We start from the raw sequence: 21,901 nt of genomic DNA, 5'->3' as shown, positions 1-21,901 counted from the left end.
AACTACTGTGGGAATCAATATTGCCGTTTCGTGACAGGCCAGACACCTCTAAGGGTACTGCCGGGGTACAGGGACAGAACGGAAAACACCATGAACGACGCAGTACGCAAGCTCGCCAACATCCAGCCGGCAGAGCCGCATTACCGCGAAGCCCCGAACAATATCGAGGCCGAACAGGCGCTTCTCGGCGCGATCCTGGTCAATAACGACGCCTATTACCGCGTCTCCGATTTCCTGAAGCCCGTCCATCTCTACGAGCCGCTGCACCGCAAGATCTTCGAGGTCGCCGGCGACATCATCCGCATGGGCAAGACCGCCAATCCGGTGACGATCAAGACCTTCCTGCCCGCCGACGACAAGGTCGGCGATCTGACGGTGGCGCAATATCTCGCCCGCCTTGCCTCCGAAGCCGTGTCGATCATCAACGCGGAGGACTACGGCCGGGCGATCTACGACCTGGCGCTCCGCCGCGCGCTGATCACCATCGGCGAGGACATGGTCAACATCGCCTTTGACGCGCCGCTCGACATGCCGCCGCAGACGCAGATCGAGGATACCGAACGCCGGCTGTTCGAGCTCGCCGAAAACGGCCGCTACGACGGCGGCTTCCAGTCGTTCAACGATGCGGTGGCGCTTGCTATCGACATGGCCGGCCAGGCCTTCGAGCGCGACGGCCATCTTTCCGGTGTCTCGACCGGCATCATGTCTCTCGACAGCAAGATGGGCGGGTTGCAGCGTTCCGACTTGATCGTGCTTGCGGGACGCCCTGGCATGGGCAAGACATCGCTTGCCACCAACATCGCCTATAACATTGCCGCCTCCTACGAACCGGAAGTCCAGCCGGACGGTTCGTTCAAGGCCAAGAACGGCGGCGTGGTCGGCTTCTATTCGCTCGAAATGTCGGCCGAACAGCTCGCCACCCGTATCATCTCCGAACAGACGGAAGTCTCGTCGTCAAAGATCCGCCGCGGCGACATCACCGAGGCCGATTTCGAAAAGCTCGTCGCCTGCTCCCAGATGATGCAGAAGGTGCCGCTGTTCATCGACCAGACCGGCGGTATCTCGATCGCCCAGCTTTCCGCCCGCGCCCGCCGCCTCAAGCGCCAGCGCGGCCTCGACTGCCTGGTGGTCGACTATATCCAGCTGATGACCGGCTCGGGCAAATCGGGCGAGAACCGCGTCCAGGAAATCACCCAGATCACCACGGGTCTGAAGGCGCTCGGCAAGGAGCTGAACGTGCCGATCATCGCGCTGTCGCAGCTCTCGCGCCAGGTGGAAAGCCGCGACGACAAACGCCCGCAGCTCTCCGACCTTCGCGAATCGGGCTCGATCGAGCAGGACGCCGACGTGGTGCTCTTCGTGTTCCGCGAGGAATATTACGTGAAGAACATGGAACCCCGCGACATCGCCGACCCGAAATATCCCGAATGGGAAGTGCTGATGGACAAGGTCAAGGGCACAGCGGACGTGATCATCGCCAAGCAGCGTCACGGACCGACCGGCACAGTCAAGCTCGCCTTCCAGTCGGAATACACCCGCTTCGCCGATCTGGCCGACCCGAGCTTTACGCAATACGAAGAGCATTGATCGAGCTAATTTGACAGACCGCCTTCATGTTGGCATTATCGCCAACATGAAGGCGGAACTGCTTTACCGCTCAAAGAACGTCCTGTCGGATGGGGCCATCGTCGAGATGGTCATCTGGAAGCTTCCGCATCCCGTGGTCGGGAGCCGGCACGACTACAAATATCGCCTGTTCTACGGTTATGAAGGACAGCGGGTTGTCGGCTTCGACAACGAAAGAGGCAAAGGCGACCACAGACATATCGATGGCCGCGAGGAGAACTACAGCTTCACGACGGTCGATGCCCTGACCCGTGATTTTCTCGCTGACGTCCATTCAAGGAGAGAGCGCCGATGACAACCGCAACAATCCGAATTCAGCGGGGCGACGAAACTGCGCTTCAAGACGCCGCAGGAGGCTTTCTCGACGCTTGGAAAACCGGCAAAGCTCAGGAGCACGTCTTCAGCTTCTCCTCCCCTGAACAGCTCTTTACCGTCCTGACGCCCAAGCGCTGGACATTGATCGAGACGTTGCAGAGCCTTGGCCCCTCGACCTACCGCGCTTTGGCCACAGCCCTTTCCCGCGATGTGAAGCGGGTGCATGAGGATACGGCCGTCTTGATAGAATGGGGCCTTGTCGAAGTGAACGACGATGGTCGCATCCACGTACCCTACGACGTCATCCATGCGGATTTCGACTTGCGCAGCGTTGCCTGAATTCCCGACGGCCTAAAAGATTGTGCAGCGCGAAAGATTTTGCGGGCGCGGTCTTTTTCCTGCCTTCGAAACCGGTAGGATCGCTGCGACCGTTCTCATGCCTCCCGATCCTCATGCCCTACGAGCCGACATGACCGATTTCGACAGCGAGCTTTCCTATCCCGACGATTTCGACATTGCGCCCGTCCGGCTGACGGTCGATCTGGGTGCGCTTGCCGATAATTGGCGGGAGATGGCGCGGCGTTCGGGAACGGCGCGGGCGGCGGCCGTCGTCAAGGCGGATGCCTATGGACTGGGGCTCGAGGATTGCGGCATCACGCTTTACGAAGCCGGCGCCCGGGATTTCTTCGTCGCTGTCGCGCGAGAAGGCGTGACGCTGCGCGCCTATGCACCCGACGCCCGCATCTATGTTCTCTCCGGAATCTGGCCCGGCCAGGAGGCGATGTTCTTCGAACACGATCTGGTGCCGGTTCTGGCCTCGGAAGAACAGCTCGCCTTCTGGATGTCGGTGACATCGGAATATGGCGACCATCCCTGTGCTTTGCAGGTGGACACCGGCTTCAACCGTCTCGGTCTGCCGCTTGAGGATGCGATCGCCTTTGCTGACGACGTGTCGCGACCGGCAAGCTTCTCGCCGGTCCTGGTGCTGTCGCATCTCCATAGCGGCGACACGCCCTCCTCGCCCCTCAACCAAAAACAGCTTTCGGCTTTCCAGAAGGTCGCGGAGGCTTTCGAAGGCATCGAGACGAGCCTTTCGGCTTCCGCCGGGATCTTTCTGGGACCGGACTATCATTTCGATCTCACCCGCCCCGGCATCGCGCTTTATGGCGGCGAGGCGGTCGTCGGGGTACCGAATCCGATGAAGCCGGTTGCCAAGGCGGAAGCGCGCATCATCCAGATCCGCGACGGGAAAAAGGGCGAGACGGTAAGTTACGGCGGCACCTACCAGCTCTCCCGCGACAGCCGGCTGGCGATCGTTTCCGCGGGTTATGCGGACGGCTACAGCCGAGCGCTCTCCGGCTCCGGCGTGCCGCTGCGTCAAACGGTGAAGGATGGCGGCTTCGGCTTCGTCGCCGGCCGCAAGGTTCCGGTCATCGGCCGCATCACCATGGACCTGACGATCTTCGACGTCACGGACGTCCCGGCATCGGAGATCCAGGCCGGCGACTATGTCGAGCTGTTCGGCCCGAACATAGATCTCGACGACGTCGCCCGCGCCGCCGGCACGATCGGCTACGAACTGCTGACCAGCCTCGGTCTGCGCTACGAGCGGCGTTATATCGAAACCGAATAGCTGCCGCCCTCCTTGCCATCAGCCACATTTTCGGATTAGAGAATAAGAGTTCCGCTTTTGTTCACGGTGGAATTTGTGAATATCGAAGGCGGCACCTGATCCCATGGCAAAAGCAAAAACCCAATTCGTGTGCCAGAACTGCGGCACGGTGCATAACCGCTGGGCCGGCAAGTGTGACGGCTGCGGCGAGTGGAACACCATTATCGAAGACGACCAGATGGGCGGCATCGGTGGAGGCCCCGGCAAGGTGCCGAAGAAGGGCCGTGCCGTGGCGCTCACCACGCTGTCCGGCGAGACCGAGGAAGCGCCGCGCATCTTCACCGGCATTTCCGAACTCGACCGGGCGACCGGCGGCGGGTTCGTGCGCGGTTCGGCGGTGTTGGTCGGCGGCGATCCGGGCATCGGCAAGTCGACGCTTCTGATGCAGGCGGCGGCGGCCCTTTCCCGTCGCGGCCACCGGATCATCTACGTCTCGGGCGAAGAGGCGGTGGCTCAGGTGCGGCTGCGTGCCCAGCGGCTGGATGCCGCCGATACAGAAGTGCTGCTCGCGGCCGAAACCAATGTCGAGGACATCCTCGCCACGATCGGCGAAGGCAAACGCCCCGACCTCGTGATCATCGATTCGATCCAGACGCTATGGAGCGACACGGCCGATTCGGCGCCGGGCACCGTCACCCAGGTGCGCACCGGCGTGCAGGCGATGATCCGGTTCGCCAAGCAGACCGGGGCCGCCATGGTCCTTGTCGGCCACGTCACCAAGGAAGGCCAGATCGCCGGCCCGCGCGTCGTCGAGCACATGGTCGATGCGGTCCTCTATTTCGAAGGCGACCGCGGCCACCACTACCGCATCCTGCGCACCGTCAAGAACCGATTTGGCCCGACCGACGAGATCGGCGTCTTCGAAATGTCCGACAAAGGACTTCGCGAAGTCACCAATCCGTCCGAACTCTTCCTCGGCGAGCGCAACTCGAAATCGCCAGGTGCCGCGGTCTTTGCCGGCATGGAGGGCACGCGGCCGGTTCTGGTCGAGGTGCAGGCGCTGGTGGCGCCCACCTCGCTCGGCACGCCGCGGCGCGCGGTGGTCGGCTGGGATTCGTCGCGCCTGTCGATGATTCTCGCAGTCCTCGAGGCCCATTGCGGCGTCAAGCTCGGACAGCACGATGTGTATCTCAACGTCGCGGGCGGTTATCGCATTACCGAGCCTGCGGCCGACCTCGCGGTCGCGTCCGCACTGGTATCCTCGCTTGCCGGTCTTGCTCTGCCGGCCGATTGCGTCTATTTCGGCGAAATCAGCCTCTCGGGCGCGGTGCGGCCGGTTTCGCAGACTGCGCAACGCCTTAAGGAGGCTGAGAAACTTGGTTTTGCAGGAGCGATGCTGCCGGCCACGTCCGCGGAGGTGCCGAAGGGCGCGAACGGACGCTGGGTGACGATCGAGGACCTGCCGGATTTGGTATCCCGCATCGCGGGTTCCGCCGCCAAGCTGAGACAAACGCCGGAAGATGATTGATCTTCCGTTAACAAGCCCGCTGATGTATGACGGCTGCGGTAAGGCGGGGCGCCGGGCTTGAAGCCGGCAAGTCTTGAAGTCGGCAAGTCTGGAGTAGATCATATATGCCCATCACGATTTTCGATGGTATCGTCATCGCTGTGACGCTGTTTTCCGCCGTTCTCGCCATGGTTCGCGGTTTTTCGCGAGAGGTGCTGTCGATCGCAAGCTGGGCTGGCTCAGTCGCCGCCGCCTATTACCTCTACCCCCTGGTTCTGCCCTATGTGAAGCCGCACCTGAGTGACGAGCGCATTGCGATTGCTGCGTCCGCTGGCGCCATCTTCCTGATCGCGTTGATCATCATCTCGTTCATCACCACCAGGATCGCCGATTTCATCATCGACAGCCGCATCGGCGCGCTCGACCGCACGCTGGGTTTCCTGTTTGGCGCCGCCCGCGGCATCCTGCTGCTCGTCGTGGCCGTCGCGTTCTGGAACTGGCTGGTTGCCGCCAATGCCCAGCCGACCTGGGTGACGCAGGCGAAATCGAAGCCGTTCCTCGACACGCTCGTCGCCCGCCTCGAAGCCGTGCTGCCCGCCGATATCGAGCCGCAGATCCGCGCCCGCATCCTCGGCCGCGGGGCAGCGCCAACCGATGGCGCTCCGGCTCAGGATCAGCCGACGGCAGACGACGCGCCTGCGACAAATAATTGACGCGATCTTGCGCTTGATGCAGCGCAAAACGTCACCATTTGTGGTATCATTCGCATTCAAGTGAAAACAGGCTGGTTTCCGGGGAGGTTCTCCCCGGCCGGCCTTTCCATTTTTCCGACAGGGACAGGTTGTCCACAGGGATAAGGGGCCAAGATGAATCAGGCGGTTTCCGAGACGTTCGCCGAAGACAGCGTCAACGAGTGGGATGGCGATACGCTGCATGAAGAATGCGGTGTGTTCGGCATTCTCGGCCATCCCGAGGCTGCGACGCTAACGGCGCTCGGGCTGCACGCACTGCAGCATCGCGGTCAGGAAGCGGCCGGCATTGTCTCCTTCGACGGCCTGCGCTTCCATTCGGAACGCCGCATGGGCCTCGTCGGCGACCACTATACCGATCCCGTCACCCTTGCCCGCCTGCCCGGCAATATCGCGATCGGCCACAACCGCTATTCGACCACCGGCGAAGTGGCGCTGCGCAACGTCCAGCCGCTGTTTGCCGAACTCGAAGTCGGCGGCATCGCGGTTGCCCATAACGGCAATTTCACCAATGGCCTGACCCTGCGCCGGCAGCTGATTGCCGGCGGCGCCATCTGTCAGTCGACCTCCGATACCGAAGTCGTCCTGCATCTCATCGCCCGCTCCCGTTATTCGTCGACCGCCGACCGGTTCATCGACGCGATCCGGCAGATGGAAGGCGGCTATTCGATGCTCGCCGTCACCCGCACCAAGCTGATCGCCGCGCGCGACCCCACCGGCATCCGCCCGCTGGTCATGGGCGAACTCGACGGCAAGCCGATCTTCGCGTCCGAGACCTGCGCGCTCGACATCATCGGCGCCAAGTTCGTCCGCGACGTGGAGAACGGTGAAGTCATCATCTGCGAAATCCAGGCGGACGGCTCTATCTCGATCGACGCCCGCAAGGCCGGCAACGGCCAGGCCGAACGGCTCTGCCTGTTCGAATACGTCTATTTCGCCCGTCCCGATTCCGTCGTCGGCGGCCGCAGCGTCTATGTGGCGCGCAAGAACATGGGCATCAACCTGGCCAAGGAATCGCCCGTCGAAGCCGACGTCGTCGTGCCCGTGCCGGATGGCGGCACGCCTGCTGCTCTCGGTTACGCCCAGGAAAGCGGCATTCCGTTCGAATACGGCATCATCCGCAACCACTATGTCGGCCGCACCTTCATCGAGCCGACCCAGCAGATCCGCGCCTTCGGCGTCAAGCTCAAGCATTCCGCCAACCGGGCGATGATCGAGGGCAAGCGGGTCGTGCTGGTCGACGATTCGGTGGTGCGCGGCACCACGTCGCTGAAGATCGTCCGAATGATCCGCGATGCCGGCGCCAAGGAAGTGCATCTGCGCGTCGCCAGCCCGATGATCTATTACCCCGACTTCTACGGCATCGACACGCCCGACCGCGACAAGCTGCTCGCCAACCAGTACGACAGCCTGGAAGCCATGTGCCAATATATCGGCGCGGACAGCCTCGAATTCCTGTCGATCAACGGCCTCTACCGCGCCGTCGGCGGCGAAGACCGCAACAACGCCCGCCCGCAATTCACCGACCATTACTTCACCGGCGATTACCCCACCCGCCTGCTCGACAAGGACGGCGAGACGATGGGCCGCAAGGTTTCGGTACTGGCCAGCAACGGCTGAGGTGATTGGGTGGCTTTGCAGCACCGCCCTTCGGCAAGTTCCTTCACGCACCCAGCAAGCTCGCCCCCCTCTGCCCTGCCGGGCATCTCCCCCACAGGTGGGGAGATCGGCTGGGAGCCTGCTCACGGCCCTGCATTGAGCGTTACATCCTTCGCAGCGGTGCTTTTGTAGGCGGGGGATCGTGCCGCTTGTAATCTCCCCACCTGTGGGGGAGATGCCCGGCAGGGCAGAGGGGGGGCATCCTGGCTCGACGTTTATTGGCACGGCTCTCCGAATGACGAAAAGTTTCTCCCGCGCGCAAGGACTTGCGCGCACCGGATCGCTGTGACAAGCACAGGGACAACGGAGATCGAGGCTGGGCTCCTGCGACAAGCAGCTATCGCCTCCTCCACCAATATCCATCGGCGACTGTAACGACCGTCGCGCGCATTGCATTTGAGGGCGGAAAATCATGAATATCGATCTGAAGGGCAGGATCGCGCTGGTGACCGGCGCATCGCGGGGCATCGGCTATTTCACGGCGCTGGCACTCGCGAAAGCCGGCGCGCATGTGATCGCCACCGCGCGCACCGTCGGCGGCCTCGAAGATCTCGACGATGCGATCAAGGCGGCCGGCGGCACCGCCACGCTGGTTCCCTTCGACATCACCGACATGGCGGCGATCGACAAGCTCGGCGCCTCGATCTATGAGCGCTGGGGCAAGCTCGATATCCTCGTGGCGAACGCCGGCATCCTCGGCGTCATCTCGCCGCTCGGCCATATCGAGGCGAAGGTGTTCGAAAAGGTAATGCTTACCAACGTCACCGCCACATGGCGGCTGATCCGCTCGGTCGAGCCGCTGCTGACCAAGTCCGATGCCGGCCGCGCGCTGATCCTGTCGTCCGGTGTCGCATCCAAGGCGCCGGCTTTCTGGGGCGCCTATTCGATCTCCAAGGCGGCCGTCGAGAACATGGCCCGCATCTGGGCTGCCGAGACCGCCCACACCCCGCTCAAGGTCAACATCGTCAATCCCGGCGCCACCCGCACCGCAATGCGCGCCCAGGCCATGCCGGGCGAAGACCCGGAAACCCTGCCGCATCCGTCGGAAGTCGCCGAAAAGATCCTCTTCCTCGCCTCCCCCGATCTTCAGGATACCGGTCGCCTATTCGTCGTGCGCGACAACAAGTTCGTGGATTTTCGTGCGCCAGAATAGAGGCGTCGCGCGCCGCAAGAAGCCTGGATGATGCAATCGCACCTTACCGACGAGCAAAGAGAGCAAGCGACGGCGACCGCCAACCTTGTCGCCGCGGCGATGGCCCGCCTTCACCGCGAACATGGGGACGCCGCCGTGATGGAGGCGATGCGGCTGATCAGCTCCGCCATGACCGACGACGCGCGGCGCAGGTCCATCGCCCAGGCCCTGCTCGACAACAGCAACCCGCCGACCGAACAAGGCCGCTAAGGCGGCCTAGACGTTCTCCGCCTCCTGATCCAGCGTCTTGGCGCGGCGCTGCAGATTTTCGCTGAGCTTGCGAAGCTGTTTCTCGTCCAGTTTCTCGATGCCGATGAACTCGTTGGCAGCCTGGCTGGACAGGATAAGCTCGTCGAGTTTCGCCTGGACCGCCTCGCCGTCCCTGTTCTGGGAATTTTGCAGGACGAAGACCATCAGGAAGGTGATGATCGTCGTTCCGGTGTTGACCACCAGCTGCCAGGTTTCCGAGAATCCGAAGAACGGTCCAGTGACGCCCCAGATGACGATCAGGACAACGGCCGCAACGAACGTGACCGGCTTTCCCGACCAGGAGGAGATGGCGCTCGAGAAGATGTCGAAAACGTTGTGATGTCTATCCTGTCTGGCCATTTCGGTTATCCATCCGATTGGTGGAATTGGTGCCCATCAACGTGCAAAGCGCATGTTTTGATCCCGGCGGCGCCCCCGGGAGATACCCCATGTATGAAAATCCGATTTTCTGCTATGCTGCAGGTCCTGCGATAGGGCGCAGGAACTTCATATTTCGGGGGAATATCTGATGAGAAACATCGCCTTCTATTTCTTCGGCGCGGCTGTGCTCTGTGTCACCGTCGGCATGTTCTGGGGCATTCAGATGGCCATCTCCGGCGACCATCTGATGGCGCCGGCGCATGCGCATCTGAACCTGGTCGGCTGGACGACGATGGGGCTTTTCGGTCTCTACTACACGGTGACCCCGGCGGCGGCCGATTCCGTGCTGTCGAAGGTCCATCTCGGCTTTGCGGTTCTCGGCGTGCTCTGTATCGTGCCGGGCATCGCGATGGCGGTGTCCTCGGGCGGCGAGGCGCTTGCCGCGATCGGCTCGATCCTCACCGTCGTGTCAATGCTGATCTTTCTGTTCACCGTCGCCAGAAACGGCATCGGCCGCAAGACGGCGTAAGGCCAGTTACGGACATCCCGCGCGGGCAAAGCCCACTTGACCAAACGGCTTGCCCGCGCCATAACCACCTCCATGAAAACGGCGATTTCCATTTGTGGGATCATTATCCGCTAGCGTTCGCGCTGGCCCGGCCGTTTTCGTCTCTCGAAAAGCCTTGAAGACAAACGACCCGGCCGGAGCCGGATGCTTTCGTGTCTCCTGAACGCGAAAGCATACGGCTCCTAGTTGATAGTGAGAGCGGGATGTCGTCCGAAAACCGCGTACACTTTCGACATCCCGCCCAGCCGGATGCTCGCCGTGCGAGACTTTGGGGAGATTTTTCGATGAGCATTTCGCTCAGGTTCTACAATACGCTGACCCGTGAAAAGACGGCGTTCGCGCCGATCGACCCCCAGAACGTACGCATGTATGTCTGCGGCCCGACGGTCTACGACTACGCCCATATCGGCAATGCCCGACCGGCCATCGTCTTCGACGTGCTCTTCCGGCTGCTCCGCCATGTCTATGGCGAGGCCCACGTCACCTATGCCCGCAACATCACCGACGTCGACGACAAGATCAACGCGCGGGCGCTGCGCGACCATCCCGGCCTGCCGCTCAACGAGGCGATCCGCCTCGTCACGGAAAAGACCGAGACGCAGTACCACGAGGACATCGCCCTGCTCGGCAACCTGGAGCCGACCGTCGAGCCGCGTGCCACCGACACCATTGCCGAGATGATCGAGATCATCGAGAAGCTGATCGGCAACGGCCATGCCTATGTGGCAAAAGGCGAAGTGCTGTTCGATACCAAGTCGATGGCCGACTACGGCCAGCTTTCCAAGCGTCCGCTCGACGAACAGCAGGCCGGCGCCCGCGTCGCGGTCGATGCGCACAAGAAAAACCCGAGCGATTTCGTGCTGTGGAAGCTCTCCTCCCACAACGAACCCGGCTGGGAAAGCCCCTGGGGTCGCGGCCGTCCGGGCTGGCATATCGAGTGCTCGGCGATGAGCCGGCGTTATCTCGGCGAAGTGTTCGACATCCATGGCGGCGGGCTCGACCTGATCTTCCCGCACCATGAAAACGAGATCGCCCAGTCGCGCTGCGCCCACGGCACCGAGGTGATGGCGAATGTCTGGATGCATAACGGCTTCGTGCAGGTCGAAGGCCGCAAGATGTCGAAGTCCGAGGGCAACTTCATCACCATCTACGACCTGCTGCACACCGAAAAATTCGGCGGCCGCCAATGGCCGGGCGAGGTGCTGCGGCTTGCCATGCTGATGACGCACTACCGTGAGCCGATCGACTTTTCGGTGAAGCGGCTGGAAGAGGCCGAGCGCCTTTTCGCCAAGTGGCCGGCGGCGGAGGCTTCCGGTGCAGCGCCTTGCGATACGGTGATCAACGCGCTTGCCGACGACCTCAACACGGTCGCCGCCGTGCAGGCGCTGCACGCGCTCGCGCAGGAGGCCCACGGCGACCCGGACGCACTTGCGGTGTTTGCCGCCAGTGCCGCGTTTCTCGGCGTACTGCCGGAGAAAACCGAGGTCGACGAGGCACTGGCGTCCGCCGTCGATGCGCTGGTCGCCCTGCGGCTCGAAATGCTCAAGGCGAAAAATTTCGCCGAGGCCGACAAGATCCGCAACGAACTGTCGGACAAGGGCATCCAGCTGAAAGACGGCAAGGACCCGGCAACGGGTGAGAGGGTGACGACCTGGGAGGTGAAGCGGTAGGATGGAGTTGGCGCCCGGAGATACCCCCCTCTGCCCTGCCGGGCATCTCCCCCACAAGGGGGGAGATCGGCTGGGCGCGCCCGCTTGCCCGGACATTGATCGCCGCCATTGCCGCCCCCGCACCCTAAAACGCCGGCACTCCAATTCGCAGCGGCAAGTAGGTTTTCCAAATTTTGAAAACCTACTTGCCTCGCAAAAATACCTATCCCAGATTGCGACATCCAATGTGAGCGCGAGCGTTTGCCACAATCCGATCTCCCCCCTTGTGGGGGAGATGTCCGGCAGGACAGAGGGGGGTAACCGCGCGCTGCCCGCAGACAAGGAGCATGACATGCCACATGCCCCAGTCCCGCCGCAACGTCGCGCCAACGCCCGGCGCATGCGCAAAGCCTTGACCGATGCCGAACTGAAGCTCTGGAACGAATTGCGCGCCCACCGCCTGATGGGCCTGAGTTTCCGCCGCCAGGTGCCGATCGCCGGCTATATCGTCGACTTCGCCTGCCCGATGCATCATCTCATTGTTGAGGTCGATGGTTCGCAGCACGGCAACGACGATGATCTGCGGTATGATATCGTCAGGACCGAACGTCTAGAGCGAGATGGCTGGACGGTGCTGCGCTTCTGGAACGACGACGTTCTGAAGGACATCGACAATGTCTGTCTCCATATCCTGAAAATTATTGGGGAGGCCTGAAGATGACCCAGATCCACACCGGTGGGTGCCAGTGCGGAGCGGTGCGCTACCGGGCAGAGGGCGAGATCGGGTTTCCGCATCTGTGCCATTGCCGCATGTGCCAGAAGGCGGCGGGCAATTATTTCATGCCGCTCGGCGGGGTGATGCATGAAAATTTCAAGCTGACGCGCGGTGAGCCGGCTTGGTTCCGGTCGTCGGAAACCGTGCGGCGCGGGTTCTGCGAGAAATGCGGCACGCCGCTCTTTTATGACGGGTCGAGCGATCATATGAGCATCACGCTCGGTTCGCTCGACGATCCGCAATCGGTGAAGCCGGAGCTGCAGACCAATCTTGCCCACAAGATGTCCTGGTTCGGCGAGCTCGATCACCTACAGCACGATAACGCCATGGACATAACCGAGGAACAGGAAAAGACTGTCTCGGCCAGCAGCAACCAGCACCCCAACCACGACACCGAGGTCTGGCCTCCAGGCAATCGACATGCGGAGGGTCAATCATGAGCGATACCATCCGAACCGGCGGCTGCCAGTGCGGCGCGATCCGCTTCCGGCTTGAAGGCGAGCCGTTCGATTCTTCGGTCTGCCATTGCCGAATGTGCCAGAAGGCCTTCGGCGCCTATTACGCGCCGCTGGTGGCGACCGGCGAGGCGAAGCTCACCTGGACGCGCGGCGAACTGAAATATTTCCAGTCGTCGAACCATGTCCGGCGCGGCTTCTGCGGAGACTGCGGCACGCCGATGACCTACGAGGCGGCGGACGGGATCGCGATCTCCGCCGGCAGTTTCGACGATCCAACCCTGCTGCCGCCGGTCGTGCAGTTCGGCGTCGAGGGCAAACTTCCCTTCGTCGACCGGCTGTCCGAATTGCCGGCGCGCCACACGATGGACGACATCGATACCGCCCCCTTCCTGGCCGATATCGTCTCCTACCAGCATCCCGACCACGACACCGAAATCTGGCCGCCGGAGAGCGGCCCGCCCGAAAACCAGCCACCGGAGAACAAGCGATGAGCGAAACCCTTAGAACAGGCGGCTGCCAGTGCGGCGCCGTGCGCTTCCGGATCCATGGTGAACTCGGCCGCGCCTCGATCTGCCATTGCCGCATGTGCCAGAAGGCCTTCGGCGGCTTTTTCGGGCCGCTGGTCACCGTGCCGAAGGACGGTGTCGAATGGACCCGCGCCGAACCGAAATATTTCCAGTCCTCGGTCAATATCGATCGCGGTTTCTGCGAAAATTGCGGCACGCCGCTCACCTACCGCTATCCGGGTGGGCTGGACCTGGCGATCGGCGCCTTCGACAACCGCGACGATCTCGCCCCGAAAATCCAGGTGAACTACGCCTCGCATATCCCGTGGGTGACGACGATCTTCGACCAGCCGGTGCGCGACAGCGGCGAGGACGCCGTCCAGCAGGAGCAGATCATCTCCTTCCAGCATCCCGATCACGATACCGAAAACTGGCCGGCAAAGGGTCTCCATCTATGACCGAAGTTCTGCGTACCCTCTATCCCGAGATCGAACCCTACGCGACCGGACAGCTCGATGTCGGCGACGGCCATGTGATCTATTGGGAGCGGGTCGGCAAGCCGGGCGCCAAGCCGGCCGTCTTCCTGCATGGCGGCCCCGGCGGCGGCTGCAACCCGAACCAGCGCCGGCTCTTCAACCCGGACCTCTACGACGTGCTGCTGTTCGACCAGCGCGGCTGCGGTCGTTCCGCCCCGCATGCAAGCCTCGAGGCCAACACGACCTGGCACCTGGTCGCCGATATCGAGCGGCTGCGCGAACTGGTCGGCGTCGACAAATGGCAGGTGTTCGGCGGTTCCTGGGGCTCGACCCTGGCGCTCGCCTATGCGGAAACCCACCCCGAGCGGGTCACCGAACTTCTGGTGCGTGGCATCTATACCCTGACCAGGCCGGAGCTCGACTGGTACTACCAGTTCGGCGTCTCGGAAATGTTCCCGGACAAGTGGGAAGCCTTCGTCGCCCCCATTCCGGAAGCCGAACGCCACGAGATGATGGCCGCCTATCACCGCCGCCTCACCGGCCCCGACAAGGCGGAACAAATCCGCTGCGCCAAGGCCTGGAGCGTCTGGGAGGGCTCGACCATCACGCTTCTACCGAGCCCCGAACTGGCGTCGGACCATGACGACGACCATTTCGCGCTCGCCTTCTCGCGCATCGAGAACCACTTCTTCATGAATGCCGGCTGGCTGGAAGACGGGCAGCTCCTGCGCGACGCTACCAAGCTCAAGGGCATTCCCGGCGTCATCGTGCACGGCCGCTACGACATGCCCTGCCCGCTGAAATATGCCTGGCAGCTCTCGAAAGTCTGGACGGACGCGGATTTCCACATCATCGAGGGCGCCGGGCATGCTGTCTCGGAACCCGGCATCACCGACCAGCTGATCCGCGCGACGGACCGGTTTGCGGGGAAGATTTGAGCTGCGTTCCTGCAGCCCCCTCACCCGGCCTCCGCTTCGCTCGGCCACCCTCTCCCCGCTGGGGCGAGGAAGAAGGGCAACGGTGCGGCATATCTTCTTCTCCCCAGCGGGGAGAAGGTGGCGGCAGCCGGATGAGGGGGTGTCGTGAAATTCGGACGCCTATTTCGGAACTGACACCGCTCCAGGAGGAGCACCCATGACACGCGAACGCATCTATCTCTTCGACACAACGCTGCGCGACGGGCAACAAACCCCCGGCGTCGATTTTTCCGTCGAGGACAAGATCGCCATCTCCAACCTGCTGGACGAATTCGGCCTCGATTATGTCGAGGGCGGTTATCCCGGCGCCAACCCAACCGACACCGCCTTCTTCTCGGAGAAGCGCACGGTGAAATCGAAATTCGTCGCCTTCGGCATGACCAAGCGGGCCGGCATTTCGGCCTCGAACGATCCGGGACTGGCCGTCCTGCTGCAGGCGAAAAGCGACGCCACCTGTTTCGTCGCGAAAAGCTGGGACTATCACGTGCGCGTCGCGCTTGGCTGTTCGAACGAGGAGAACCTCGAATCGATCCGCGACAGCGTCGAGGCCGCCCGCAGCGCGGCCAAGGAGGCCTTGGTCGATTGCGAGCATTTCTTCGACGGCTACAAGGCCAATCCCGAATATGCGCTTGCCTGCGCCAGGACGGCCTATGAAGCGGGTGCCCGCTGGGTGGTGCTCTGCGACACCAATGGCGGCACCCAGCCGGGCGAGATCCGCGCCATCGTCGAGGCGGTGATCGCGTCGGGCATTCCCGGCGCCTCGCTCGGCATCCATGCCCATGATGATACCGGCCAGGCGGTCGCCAATTCGCTCGCCGCGATCGAGGCGGGCTGTCGGCAGATCCAGGGGACGTTGAACGGCATCGGCGAGCGCTGCGGCAATGCCAATCTGGTGACGATCATCGCGACGCTCGCCTTGAAGGACGCTTACCGCAGCCGGTTCGAGACGGCGATCGATGCGGAGCGGCTAACCGGGCTGACCCGCCTCAGCCACGCCTTCGACGAGCTCTTGAACCGCTCCCCGAACCACCAGAGCCCTTACGTCGGCGCTTCCGCGTTCGCCACCAAGGCCGGCATCCACGCCTCGGCGCTGCTCAAAGACCCGCGCACCTACGAACACGTGACGCCGGAAAGCGTCGGCAATCTGCGCAAGGTGATGGTGTCCGATCAGGGCGGCAAGTCGAACTTCATCAACGCGCTGAAGCGCCGCGGCATCGAAGTCGGCAAGGACGACCCGAAGCTCGATCAGCTGATCTCGATCGTCAAGGAACGCGAGGCGACCGGATACGCCTATGAAGGGGCGGACGCGAGCTTCGAGTTGCTCGCCCGCCGCACGCTCGGCACCATTCCGGAATTCTTCTCGGTCGAAGGTTTCCGGGTGATGGTCGAGCGCCGGTTCGACTCGCATGGCAAGATCAAGATCGTCTCGGAAGCGGTGGTGAAACTCGTCGTCGACGGCCAGACGCTGATGTCGGTCGCCGAGGGCGACGGCCCGGTCAACGCGCTCGACCGGGCGCTGCGCAAGGATTTCGGCAAATACCAGCACGAGATCGACGACCTGGTTCTCGCCGACTTCAAGGTGCGTATCCTCAACGGCGGCACCGAGGCGATCACCCGCGTGCTGATCGAATCGATCGACAGCACCGGCGTGCGCTGGTGGACGGTCGGCGTCTCCGAAAACATCATCGACGCCTCGTTCCAGGCACTGATGGATTCGGTCATCTACAAGCTGATGAAGAACCGGGAGCTGGCGGGCAAGATCGCGGCGGAGTGAGGCTGGAAGGGCGAGGCTGAGGCCGCCTCGCCATGTTCGAACCTTCACCGCCCGGCCATTTCGCGCAGGTCCTGGATGAGGCCGCCGGGACCAGTCTCGGCTGTCGCCGCGACGCCGAGTTTGGTCAGCCAGCACCACATGCTGGTGCGATGGAAAAGGGTGTAGAGCCACAGCGCTCGCTCCATATCCGGATGGTCGGTCCGGCCGTAACCTTCAAGGATGGGCCGGTGGCTGCGCGGGTCCTCGTGCGAGGAGCAGAATAGGGCCTTGGCCAGATCGAAGAGCCTGTCCCCTGCCCGCGCATTGCCGAAATCGATGAGCCCGCTCAGCCGAAGATCTCCTGCACCGTCGCGCAACGCGAGCACATTGCCCTGATGGAAGTCATCGTGGCAGAGCACGGGGCCGCCGTTTTCGGCCAGGAGATCGAAACTGCCTTCGGCAAGGCGCTGCAGGTTTCGCCCGAGTTCGGCATCGCCGCCGAGATCGCGAAAACGCCGGAACACGTCTTCGAACGCCGCCGTCATACAGTCCGCATTGGTCGGACACGGCTTGTCGATCCCGTCGCCACGAATGTAGCCATAGGCTGGCATCGGCACGGCGTGAACCTGTCTCAGCAGCTTTCCCATTTGCCGATAAGCTTGCTCGATATCCGGTTCGTCCATCCAGTGGCGGAGCGACCGGCCTGGTAAAAGTGTCAGGAGGGCGTAGCGCAACGGCAGGAGGGTGCGTGTTTCGTCGACCCTCAACCACCGGGGAACAGGGGGTATCAGCCCTTCCAGCCAGCCGGCCACCAGGTTCTCCTTCTTCGGCAGCCATTCGGGTTCATCCGGATAGATTTTGAGGACAGGCGAGCTGTGCTCGGCCCGCACGAGATCAATCCTGTAAACCTCGGTACTGCCGCCCTCGAGTCTGCTGAAACCGCTGGCGACAAAACCACGATCGAGGTGCCGGACGAGCCGATCAACGGTTTCCCCGTCGAGTTCGAGGGTCGTTCTTCGCTGCGGCGCCATTTCCACCGTCCAATGATTGCTATATTGGGTTACCCACTATCGACACTGTTGGAGCGTGGACAACGCGGCTCTCCATAAACCACGCAATCGCAACCTGCGGAAAGCCTGCCCATGACGGCGTCCCCGAATTTTCGTACCGAACCTTGACCGGCTCCAACCCGCCCTCATCGCTCGAATTGCTTGGCTGGTCCGATTTCTTTGCGGCTCAGGTCGAGCCGGGCGAAGCGGATCTCGTACCCCGGCGCGTCGCTTCGGTTCACCGGGCGCGCATCGATGCGATCGACATCAGCGGGCCAGTCGAGATCGAACTTCCGCCCAATAGCAATACCGCGGATTTTGCGGTCGGCGACTGGGTTCTTGCCGATCCGCTGACGGGCATGCTCGTGCGCCGTCTCGACCGGAAAACCGTGTTTCAACGGCGTGCGGAAGGCGGGCACGGCCAGCAGCTTGCCGCGGCCAATGTCGATACGCTGTTCATCGTCACGTCCTGCAATGCCGATTTCAACCCGGGGCGGCTGGAACGCTACCTGATCATGGCCAACCAGGCCGCGACCAATCCGGTGATCGTGCTGACCAAGGCCGACACGGTCGAAGATGCCGGCCCGTTCGAACAGCAGGCCAAGGCGCTGCAGCGCGACCTGCCGGTGGTCGTCCTCAATGCGCGTACAGCGGATGCCGTTGCCTTGCTGAAGCCCTGGTGCGGCGTCGGGCAGACCGTAGCGCTGGTCGGTTCCTCCGGAGTCGGAAAGTCGACGCTGGTCAACACGCTTGCCGGGCATGCGTCCGACACGATGCAGAAGACCGGAAGCATCCGCGAACGTGATGCAAAGGGTCGTCACACCACGACGGCGCGGTCGCTGCATGCGATTGCCGGCGGCGGCTGGGTGATCGATACGCCGGGTATTCGGACGCTTTATGTCAGCGACGTCACCGACGGCATCGATACGCTGTTTGCCGAAATCACCGATCTGGCGCCAAATTGCCGGTTTCGCGATTGCACCCACGCCCACGAACCGGGCTGCGCGGTGCAGGCAGCCGTTGCCAAAGGCGAACTTTCTGCCGAGCGCCTGGAACGCTGGCGCAGCCTGCTTGCGGAAAACCGCGACAGGACGCCGGTGCTGAGCGGCCCAAAGGGCAACAAGATCGTCCGCAAGAAGAAATACTGAGAGTTTCGCGCGCGAATCCCGTCCCTGCAGGAGTTAGCAGGTGGCCCCGATTCCTGTGGCCCCGATCCGGGCCATTGTATTTCAGGGGATTTCGTACCATATAGGCGGCACATTGAGGCAGCCGCTCGCGGTAATGACGCAGCAGCGCCTGGCAACCAACCCCCTCACTATTCATTAATCCAAAGAGGCCTCGGCATTCTGCCGGAGCATCGAGATCGGAGACGTTCATGTCTGATAAAAAAACAAACACCCCGGACCAGCCTTACCAGCCCATCCCCTTTGCCAAGAAGCATCGCATTTCGGTTGAGGATGCGAAGGCGATCATCGAAAAGCACGGCGCAGACCGGAAGTCGGCCGACAAGGAAGCACGGCGCGTAGCCGTCTAATCCTTCTCGCCTGCAAGACGACTGGAAGAACCGGAGACTGAGGATGCCGCACCCGGCTATTGAACCTTCAGTCCCAGTTCCGCCAGGATATCTCCGGCCTGCTGCCGCGAGATCGTTGCCCCCTTGAACTTCCTGGCGTCGATCAGCTTCAGTCCGCCGAGGTCCGCACCGCGCAGATCGGCCCCTTCGAACCTAGCATCGACGAGCCCCGTGTCACGCAGGCTGCAGCCGTCGAACACGACGTCGCGAAAATCGCATTTCGACAGATCGGCCATGCCGAAATCGACCCGCTCGATCCGGGACTTCCGGAACGACAGTGCGGGAAGTCTCGCCTGCGCCAGGATGGTCTCCTTGAACGACAGGCCAAGCGACGCGATCCGCGTCAGGTTGGCACCGGTCAGCTTGCAGCCGACGAACCGGGTGTCGTTCATTTTGGCTTCCAAAAAAGCGGCGTTGTTGAAGTCGCAATTCCCGAACTCCACCTCGGCGAGGTTGGCGCCTGTAAAATTGGCGAACGCCCCCCGGCACCCCTCGAACTTCGCCCCTTCCAGGTCGGCGGCCCGCAGATTGACGGTCGTCATCCTGCAGTTTCGAAATTCCCAGCGCTGAAGATCGAGCCCCGACAGGTCCGCTTCCTCCAGCGTGCAGTCTTTCAGGACCACCCTGTTTCCGGCCGCCGTAAAGTCGAGCACCTCGGCGCGTCCTATCTGTTGTTCGGAAACCTCGATGGGATCCTGCTCCGCCATGACCTTCGCCTCCGCCGACATTCGTTCGGCGTGATTGATCAGAGATTCGGGTTGGAAACAATCGGCGAGGCGGAACGGTGCGGCACACTCCCTCTGATCTCCCTCCTTGAGGAGGAGATCGGTATGCCGCTGTCTCTCTCCACGATTGACCGCCTTAAGTGGCTCCCCTCACACCTCCTCGAACGAAAGCCCCCAATCCTCCTCGCCATACCACTCGCCCTCTTGAGACGGCCGATGCCAGCGCAGGCTGCGGACCTGATAGCCGCGGCGGGAGCGGAAGGCTTCCGCCAGCCCCTCGTGACGGCCTGGCGGAGGTGGCTGCTGGCCTTCCGCCCAGACGAAGGAGACCGGCTGCAGGAACCTGGCGCCAAAACCCGACGCTCGCCGGTCGATCATCAGGAAACCCGCAGAACGGGTAAAGCCGCTCCGCCGGCCGTTGTCGATCGCCGGAAAGCCGAGCGGGAAGAGCGTGCGCCCGGAAACCGCGAGATTGTCGATCCAGGCGGCCGACGGGTGGTCGAGCGCGAAATTGGCGTAGATCACGTCCGCGTCCTCCTTCGGCCATTCTGTCGCGTCACCGCGGACGAGTTCGACATTCGCGTAACCCGCCAGGTTCTGCCGTGCCTTGTCCGCGAGAGCCTCGTCATATTCAACGGCGATCACCCGGCCCGACGGCCCCACCAGCTCGGCGATGATGGCCGTGTAATATCCGGTCCCGGCGCCGAGATGAGCGACGGTCTCTCCTTCGCGGATGCCGAGCGCGTGAAGGGCCCCGGCATGCAGCGACGGCATGCCGTTGTTGACGCCCCGGCCCGTATCCAGCCCGACCAGCACATCCTGGTAAAGCACCAGCGGGTCGGTGGAGGCGAGCTCCCGGTAGTTGCGAAAGTCGTTGTAGACCCAGGGCGGCGGGCCAATGAATTGTTCGCGCGGCACCTTCGCGAAGGCCGCGAAAAGGCGGGCGTCCGCACTCACGCCGGCCTTCGCCAGGATTTGGCGGGCATAGATCTGCCGGTGCAACGGCTGGCTTTCGAAATCCATCCAACTCCTCCGTTCTGACAAGGGCTCACTATCGCAAGCCAAGCCGACAGAATCGCGACAAACGATAGGTTCTTCAATGAAATGAATTGGTCCGGCTCAACCTATTCGTTTAAACGGGGGATAACCAGAACAACATACCGGAAACACCCCACATGGCCACCGACACCGCCCCGGCGACGACAGTGAAGAACGAAGATACGCCGCGTGGCTTCGCCTTCGGGCTGACGGCTTATTTCCTCTGGGGCTTCCTGCCGTTCTACCTGAAGGCCGTCGCCCATATTCCTTCGCTCGAAGTGCTGGCGCACCGGGCGATCTGGTCGGTGCCGGTCGCCGGGATCGTTCTGTTGATCCTGCGCCGCACCGGAGATCTCAAGGTGGCGGTGCAGAACCCGCGCATGCTGGCGATGGCGTGCCTGACGGCCCTGATCATCATGGCGAACTGGGGCATCTATGTGTGGGCGGTCGCCGCCGGACGGGCGCTCGATGCGGCGCTCGGCTATTTCATCAATCCGCTGTTCAGCATTTTCCTGGCGGCGGTGCTGCTCAAGGAGCGGCTGGCGCCGGTTCAGCTCGCCGCGATCGGCCTTGTGGTGGTGGCGGTGGCGATCCTTACCTATGATGCGGGCGGATTGCCTTGGGTTTCGCTGGCGCTCACCTTCACCTGGGGGTTCTATGCGCTGTTCCGGAAAACCCTGCCCATCGGCCCGAACCAGGGTTTCTTCCTGGAAGTGCTGCTGATCAGCATTCCCTGCCTGCCCTATGTGATCTGGCTGGAATCGACCGGCCAGGGCCATCTCCTCAATTCGACCGGCTGGGACACCTTCATCCTGATGGCCGCCGGCATCGTCACCGCCGCACCCCTGATGATCTACGCCAACGGCGCAAAACTCCTGAAGCTCTCGACCATCGGCATCATGCAGTATATCGCGCCGACAATGATCTTCCTGATCGCCGTCTTCGCCTTCCACGAGCCGCTCAGCCCCGTGAAGCTCGGGGCCTTCGTCCTGATCTGGACGGCGCTGGCAATCTATACCTGGTCGCTTCTCAAGCAAGCGCGCGGCCGATAGGCCTTTCCCGGA

24 protein-coding genes are annotated in these 21,901 nt (G+C 62.7%); 20 read left to right on the top strand and 4 right to left on the bottom strand.

Annotated elements, in window-relative coordinates; all coding sequences use genetic code 11:
• The first annotated feature begins 90 nt into the window (after positions 1–90).
• The 9 genes from C5J24_RS23115 to C5J24_RS23070 all read left to right on the top strand — a co-directional run bounded on the left by C5J24_RS23115 (position 91) and on the right by C5J24_RS23070 (position 8,870).
• Positions 91–1,587, top strand: a complete 1,497-nt coding sequence (locus C5J24_RS23115) for a replicative DNA helicase (protein WP_046605633.1) — start codon at positions 91–93, stop codon at positions 1,585–1,587.
• Between the two features lie 10 nt (positions 1,588–1,597).
• Positions 1,598–1,921: a DUF6516 family protein gene (locus C5J24_RS23110; RefSeq protein ID WP_371674766.1), complete on the top strand. Its 324-nt coding sequence runs from the start codon at positions 1,598–1,600 to the stop codon at positions 1,919–1,921.
• Positions 1,918–2,280: a transcriptional regulator gene (locus C5J24_RS23105; RefSeq protein WP_105421292.1), complete on the top strand. Its 363-nt coding sequence runs from the start codon at positions 1,918–1,920 to the stop codon at positions 2,278–2,280. The genes C5J24_RS23110 and C5J24_RS23105 overlap by 4 nt, the downstream gene beginning before the upstream one ends.
• Before the next feature lie 130 nt (positions 2,281–2,410).
• A complete protein-coding gene (gene alr / locus C5J24_RS23100) occupies positions 2,411–3,574 on the top strand; it encodes an alanine racemase (RefSeq protein WP_105421290.1) in 1,164 nt (387 codons plus the stop codon).
• A gap of 103 nt (positions 3,575–3,677) precedes the next feature.
• Positions 3,678–5,081 (top strand): DNA repair protein RadA, encoded by a 1,404-nt coding sequence (radA, locus tag C5J24_RS23095; protein ID WP_046636457.1) that lies wholly within the window; start codon positions 3,678–3,680, stop codon positions 5,079–5,081.
• A 104-nt stretch (positions 5,082–5,185) separates the two neighbouring features.
• Entirely contained in the window at positions 5,186–5,773 is a 588-nt protein-coding gene (locus C5J24_RS23090) for a CvpA family protein (protein ID WP_046636456.1), read from the top strand.
• Between the two features lie 153 nt (positions 5,774–5,926).
• A complete protein-coding gene (gene purF, locus C5J24_RS23085) occupies positions 5,927–7,429 on the top strand; it encodes an amidophosphoribosyltransferase (RefSeq protein ID WP_105402901.1) in 1,503 nt (500 codons plus the stop codon).
• Between the two features lie 451 nt (positions 7,430–7,880).
• Positions 7,881–8,621, top strand: coding sequence for an SDR family NAD(P)-dependent oxidoreductase (locus C5J24_RS23075; RefSeq protein ID WP_105421288.1), 741 nt, complete (start codon positions 7,881–7,883; stop codon positions 8,619–8,621).
• A gap of 27 nt (positions 8,622–8,648) precedes the next feature.
• Positions 8,649–8,870, top strand: coding sequence for a hypothetical protein (locus C5J24_RS23070; protein ID WP_105421286.1), 222 nt, complete (start codon positions 8,649–8,651; stop codon positions 8,868–8,870).
• Positions 8,871–8,876: 6 nt separating this feature from the next.
• On the opposite strand, the gene C5J24_RS23065 is transcribed toward C5J24_RS23070, so the two are convergent.
• Entirely contained in the window at positions 8,877–9,269 is a 393-nt protein-coding gene (locus tag C5J24_RS23065) for a low affinity iron permease family protein (protein WP_105421284.1), read from the bottom strand.
• A 169-nt stretch (positions 9,270–9,438) separates the two neighbouring features.
• Between C5J24_RS23065 and C5J24_RS23060 the strand changes: the two genes are divergently transcribed.
• The 8 genes from C5J24_RS23060 (at position 9,439) to cimA (ending at position 16,473) form a co-directional block, all read left to right on the top strand.
• Positions 9,439–9,819, top strand: coding sequence for a hypothetical protein (locus C5J24_RS23060; RefSeq protein WP_105421282.1), 381 nt, complete (start codon positions 9,439–9,441; stop codon positions 9,817–9,819).
• Positions 9,820–10,142: 323 nt separating this feature from the next.
• Entirely contained in the window at positions 10,143–11,528 is a 1,386-nt protein-coding gene (gene cysS / locus C5J24_RS23055; RefSeq protein ID WP_105421280.1) for a cysteine--tRNA ligase, read from the top strand.
• A gap of 331 nt (positions 11,529–11,859) precedes the next feature.
• Entirely contained in the window at positions 11,860–12,222 is a 363-nt protein-coding gene (locus C5J24_RS23050) for an endonuclease domain-containing protein (protein WP_105421278.1), read from the top strand.
• A 2-nt stretch (positions 12,223–12,224) separates the two neighbouring features.
• Complete coding sequence (locus C5J24_RS23045) at positions 12,225–12,722, top strand: GFA family protein (RefSeq protein WP_105421277.1); 498 nt, start codon at positions 12,225–12,227, stop codon at positions 12,720–12,722.
• Positions 12,719–13,231, top strand: a complete 513-nt coding sequence (locus C5J24_RS23040) for a GFA family protein (protein ID WP_046667885.1) — start codon at positions 12,719–12,721, stop codon at positions 13,229–13,231. The genes C5J24_RS23045 and C5J24_RS23040 overlap by 4 nt, the downstream gene beginning before the upstream one ends.
• Positions 13,228–13,704, top strand: coding sequence for a GFA family protein (locus tag C5J24_RS23035; RefSeq protein ID WP_105421275.1), 477 nt, complete (start codon positions 13,228–13,230; stop codon positions 13,702–13,704). Before C5J24_RS23040 ends, C5J24_RS23035 begins: the two co-directional genes overlap by 4 nt.
• Complete coding sequence (gene pip, locus C5J24_RS23030; RefSeq protein WP_105421273.1) at positions 13,701–14,660, top strand: prolyl aminopeptidase; 960 nt, start codon at positions 13,701–13,703, stop codon at positions 14,658–14,660. The genes C5J24_RS23035 and pip overlap by 4 nt, the downstream gene beginning before the upstream one ends.
• Positions 14,661–14,856: 196 nt before the next feature.
• Positions 14,857–16,473: a citramalate synthase gene (gene cimA, locus C5J24_RS23025; protein WP_105421271.1), complete on the top strand. Its 1,617-nt coding sequence runs from the start codon at positions 14,857–14,859 to the stop codon at positions 16,471–16,473.
• Between the two features lie 44 nt (positions 16,474–16,517).
• Here the strand turns inward: cimA and C5J24_RS23020 are convergent, their stop codons facing one another.
• A complete protein-coding gene (locus C5J24_RS23020) occupies positions 16,518–17,483 on the bottom strand; it encodes a phosphotransferase family protein (RefSeq protein ID WP_105421269.1) in 966 nt (321 codons plus the stop codon).
• Between the two features lie 143 nt (positions 17,484–17,626).
• Here C5J24_RS23020 and rsgA point away from each other — a divergent pair, with 143 nt between their 5' ends.
• On the top strand, positions 17,627–18,649 hold the full coding sequence (gene rsgA / locus C5J24_RS23015; protein ID WP_105421267.1) for a ribosome small subunit-dependent GTPase A: 1,023 nt from the start codon (positions 17,627–17,629) through the stop codon (positions 18,647–18,649).
• A gap of 227 nt (positions 18,650–18,876) precedes the next feature.
• Positions 18,877–19,035 carry a hypothetical protein gene (locus C5J24_RS32030; RefSeq protein WP_172724107.1) on the top strand — a complete coding sequence of 53 codons (159 nt, stop codon included), beginning with the start codon at positions 18,877–18,879 and terminating at the stop codon, positions 19,033–19,035.
• A gap of 56 nt (positions 19,036–19,091) precedes the next feature.
• On the opposite strand, the gene C5J24_RS23010 is transcribed toward C5J24_RS32030, so the two are convergent.
• Together C5J24_RS23010 and C5J24_RS23005 are read right to left on the bottom strand one after the other, a co-directional pair.
• Positions 19,092–19,781, bottom strand: coding sequence for a pentapeptide repeat-containing protein (locus C5J24_RS23010; protein ID WP_105403014.1), 690 nt, complete (start codon positions 19,779–19,781; stop codon positions 19,092–19,094).
• Between the two features lie 168 nt (positions 19,782–19,949).
• Positions 19,950–20,822, bottom strand: coding sequence for a protein-L-isoaspartate O-methyltransferase (locus C5J24_RS23005; protein ID WP_105421265.1), 873 nt, complete (start codon positions 20,820–20,822; stop codon positions 19,950–19,952).
• Between the two features lie 152 nt (positions 20,823–20,974).
• Between C5J24_RS23005 and rarD the strand changes: the two genes are divergently transcribed.
• Positions 20,975–21,889, top strand: a complete 915-nt coding sequence (gene rarD, locus C5J24_RS23000; RefSeq protein ID WP_105421263.1) for an EamA family transporter RarD — start codon at positions 20,975–20,977, stop codon at positions 21,887–21,889.
• The last annotated feature ends 12 nt before the right edge of the window (positions 21,890–21,901 follow it).

This window comes from Neorhizobium sp. T25_27, from assembly GCF_002968565.1.
Classification (GTDB): domain Bacteria; phylum Pseudomonadota; class Alphaproteobacteria; order Rhizobiales; family Rhizobiaceae; genus Neorhizobium; species Neorhizobium tomejilense.
The sequence above is the reverse complement of the archived record's forward strand: the minus strand, read 5'-3'. Positions and strand labels throughout refer to the sequence as shown.